Annotated in this window: 3 protein-coding genes; all 3 read left to right on the forward strand. The window is 43.3% G+C overall.

Annotation, left to right across the window (positions count from 1 at the left end):
* Window positions 1-367, forward strand: a 367-nt coding sequence (locus tag A3761_RS26645; RefSeq protein WP_197472734.1) for a hypothetical protein, incomplete at its 5' end; no start/stop codon positions are given.
* Window positions 368-410: 43 nt separating this feature from the next.
* Window positions 411-3,092 carry a hypothetical protein gene (locus A3761_RS01935; protein ID WP_068554369.1) on the forward strand — a complete coding sequence of 894 codons (2,682 nt, stop codon included), beginning with the start codon at window positions 411-413 and terminating at the stop codon, window positions 3,090-3,092.
* A gap of 131 nt (window positions 3,093-3,223) precedes the next feature.
* The gene (locus A3761_RS01940; RefSeq protein WP_068511790.1) at window positions 3,224-3,781 is read left to right on the forward strand and encodes a hypothetical protein; all 558 of its coding nucleotides are present in this window, start codon (window positions 3,224-3,226) and stop codon (window positions 3,779-3,781) included.
* Window positions 3,782-3,869 lie beyond the last annotated feature (88 nt).

Here is a 3,869-nt window from a genome sequence, read left to right on the forward strand (position 1 = left end):
GCCAGTATTAAAACTAGCAATCCCCGTAATCGTCAGAAAAGGCGCTTCTACGACCACTGCAAGCATCTCTGACATTCAGCCAATCGTGCAAAACGAGCAAGTAGAAGAGCTCCACTTCTCGCTACATCGCCAAGGAAATTTTTCTCTCTATGGGAACGTGGAACTATATGAGAAGAACGGTGAGCAACTTGGCTCCCGCATAGGCTTTATTCGAGGTATCGCTTTATATACTCCAACTTTAAAACGACTAGTCAAAGTCCGCTTGAGCCAAGCGGCATCATTAACTGGAAAAGAATATCTTCTACGCTTTACTGAGGACGAAAAGTTTGGTGGCAGCAATGTCATCGAGCAAACAATAACATTCTAGACACCTGGCAGACTCTTATAACGTAAGATGGATTTTACCTAATATGCCACGCTATGCCGGCCTCTCGATTTTTCTCGTTTACTTAGCTGTATGGGAGCATGCTTTTGCAGAGCTCCCTCCAGAACCTGTTGAGTTGGCAGAGGATAATATACTGATCGTTCAATTAAGTTACGATCAGCTATTACTCGAAGAATCTCTTTTCGTCTATCAAACACCCGAGAATACATTTATTCCCGTACAAGGGTTGATAGATTCTCTGGATTTTCCTCTAACGCTAAATTTGGATTCGCTGTCGCTTGATGGCTGGTTTATTTCAGAAGACCGAAACTTTTCTCTCGACATCAATCAGAAAAGTGTTTTTCTCAAAGGCGAACGCCAAACCTGGCCAAAAGATTTTCAGTATGCACTTGATGGTTTTGATTTATATATTAATTTAAAAAGCATCGAGCGATGGTTCGACCTCAGCTTACTGCTGGATGTCTCGCAACTTGAACTTAAACTATCGTCCTCAAGTCCACTACCAATCGTGACACAAAAGCTGCGAGCCCAGAAAAGAGCCAAGCTAAAGCCACAAGCTAAAGCTCAAACGGCTCACGACTACCTTCCCAATGAATACGACTGGCTTGGTTCCCCTTCGTTTGATATTGAGTTTTCACACAGTGCAGAGCGCTTTGAGAAATATAACGATCTGACGGGCAGGTATGAGGCAGATATCAGCCAATACAGTTCGGCTACTGTTCAGGGTGTCATGGATATTCTGAAACACTCTCTACAAACCAGTTATGTTAACCAAGATGGGGCTCAAGACCTTAGACTTACCTTTAGCAAAGCGGCAAGCGGGCCAGAGCAACGATTATTTCTGGGTATCGATCAATATAAGTTTGGTGACGTAAACAGTCATTCCAGTGCTTTGCTTTCCGGCTCCGTTAGTGGCAGCGGTGTCCACTTAAAGCGCGGCAGCAATGCACTCCAAGAACAAAGCAGTGACCTACTTCTAGAAGGCGATGCACCGCCGGGCTGGGAAGTTGAGCTTTATCGAAATGGCGCTTTAATTGACTTCACAAGCACATCTAGCAATGGCCAATATCGCTTTGACAAAATTTCTACATATTTAGGAGAGAACATCTTTGATATTCGTATCTATGGGCCCCAGGGACAATATCGAAGCGAACAGAAAAAAATCACGGTCGGAGGTCAAATGCTGGCCAAAGGTTTGTGGGACTTTCAACTCTATGCTCTAAATAGAAACCAGCGCCTGCTTAGCCTTGAGGAAGAGGAGCTTGACGAGTCCTCATCTTTTTTTATGTCTGAATTTAACGCAGGGCTTAACGACTATCTCACCATTCAAGGTGCCCTCAGCCGCTTTACCCCCATAGACAACGAGATAGAACATCTCTATACAAGCTTGGGCTTTTTCGCTTCGCTTGGTGGAGGTTTTGGACAATTGAAATATGTCTCTGACCAGCAAAGCGGCCACGCATGGTCACTTGCATACAAGACCCGCTTGCTTAATACCAATATCAACTTTGATTTAGAAAAATATACAGACTTCATTAGTGATAAGAACCCGGATGGGAAACTGGAGCTGGATAGCAAACTACGAATCAATGGTCTTTGGGCAGATATCTGGTCACAAGATATATCCTACGACCTGGAGCTTCAACATGCTCAATATGCTAATGCACAGGAACAATGGCAACTTTCTAAACGCTTAAGCACACGCATTGGTCAGACCCAAATTGCCAATCTAATCAATTACTCACACAATAATATAGATGACGTGGAAGACTCTCTTATCACCACGTTAAGCGCAACCAGGCGCTGGCATAGCTGGAGACTCAAGACCGAAGCTAACTATAAAATATTACCGAAAGGTGTTCTGGACTCCATCCAATCGAGTGCCAACTATCAAGCAAGTAAACGGGTAAGTTATCAAGCCTCGTTAGGCTACATTCTATCGGAAGAAGACACATACAGCTTCGACAATATGATCAGCTGGCGTCTGGACAAATACTCGTTTTCTCTTTCTGCCGGATTTGATACACAAGACCATCAAAGTATTGGCTTAAGCATTAGCTCTGCCCTTGCCTACGACAAACCTCATAATAGCCTCTACCTTAGTTCTGAAAGTGTGGCCTCTAGTGCCAGCGTGCTCGCACACACATATTTGGATCACAACAATAACGGTAGGTTTGATGAACAGGACAGCTCTCTTCCAAATATACATTTTAAAGGAAAGAACAGCTGGAGAAACAGCGCCACAAACGAAGAAGGTTATGTCTCTTTATGGGGGGTTCCTGATCTTCAAATGCAAACGATCAGTATCAATTCCCGAAAAATTGAAGACCCGTTCCTGAAACCACAGAAAGAGCACTTCTCACTCTACTCTCACTCGGGAAAACTCAACGAGATCAGTATCGGCTTCCAAACTGCGATGGAACTCGAAGGAGAAGTGCTGCTTGAAAACAATGGTAAACTTATACCGAAAGCAGGTATTCCTGTCTCTCTTTTTACACTCGATGACTCACTGATACAGCAAACCCGAACCGAGTACGATGGTGTTTACATATTCGAAAACGTCCTACCAGGTAGCTACTTACTTAAAATAGATCCTGACTACCTTCAAAGTAAAAACCTCAGCGTAACACCAACTATAGAACTCAAGGCTTCAGGCGATGAAGGTATCATTTACCTTCCTCCCACACATCTCAAACAAAAAAAATAAACTATTACTTTTCAACATGTTAACCACACAAGCCACGATCACATAGCCCAGCTTTTTCATTTGCGCAAGAAATAAATATTTTTCACTTTTTCACATTTTAAGCATTGCTGCCTTAGCACTAGCTACTATACTTGAGTGGTATTCAGGACTTAATCAGCGATAAAAAGTGGAGGCAGACCGGCTTGAGAAAAGCTCCCTTAGCATTAGTACTGCTTTCATGCTTTACGTTTTCAGTAAGCGCACAAGCTGAATCTTTTAAGGCAAAAGTGAAGTTGACCCTAGTCGACCCAGCATCGGTCAGCGCTATCGGCAGCACTCAACAAACCTTGTCGATGCCAGTTAAAAAGCTCGATAACAGCCAATGCACCATCGACCCTAAAAGCGGGTCTCTACAAGGTAACGCTTGCCTTGAGCCATCCGTCGATACACCTCAGCTAGATATTAGCGGGCGTGCCGCACAAGCCATCTCGGTAAAACTAAGTGAATCAGTCACAAATAGCGAAAGCGCGGCTTCTCTAAGCTTCGAACCGACGCTATATAATGGTTATGATCAAACTGAAAACTTTCAGCTAAGCACCAGTTCTCACAGCGTAAATATTGGTGGAACCATTTATCAACATAATACAAGTAACTCAGCACTTAATACCCAAGCAGTCCTTCAATACGGTGTAGAAGTACTTTACCCCTAGATTTACAAGCCCTAGCGCCCTATTAATTTCGCATGCCAATTAAGTTACCCTAGGTTATTTATATCAAGAACTCATACTTCTATATTAA

This window comes from Oleiphilus sp. HI0123 (assembly GCF_001635315.1).

Coding starts and splice junctions, on each gene's coding strand:
- A3761_RS01935 (WP_068554369.1), top strand. CDS start 411: ATGCCACGCTATGCCGGCCTCTCGATTTTTCTCGTTTACTTAGCTGTA.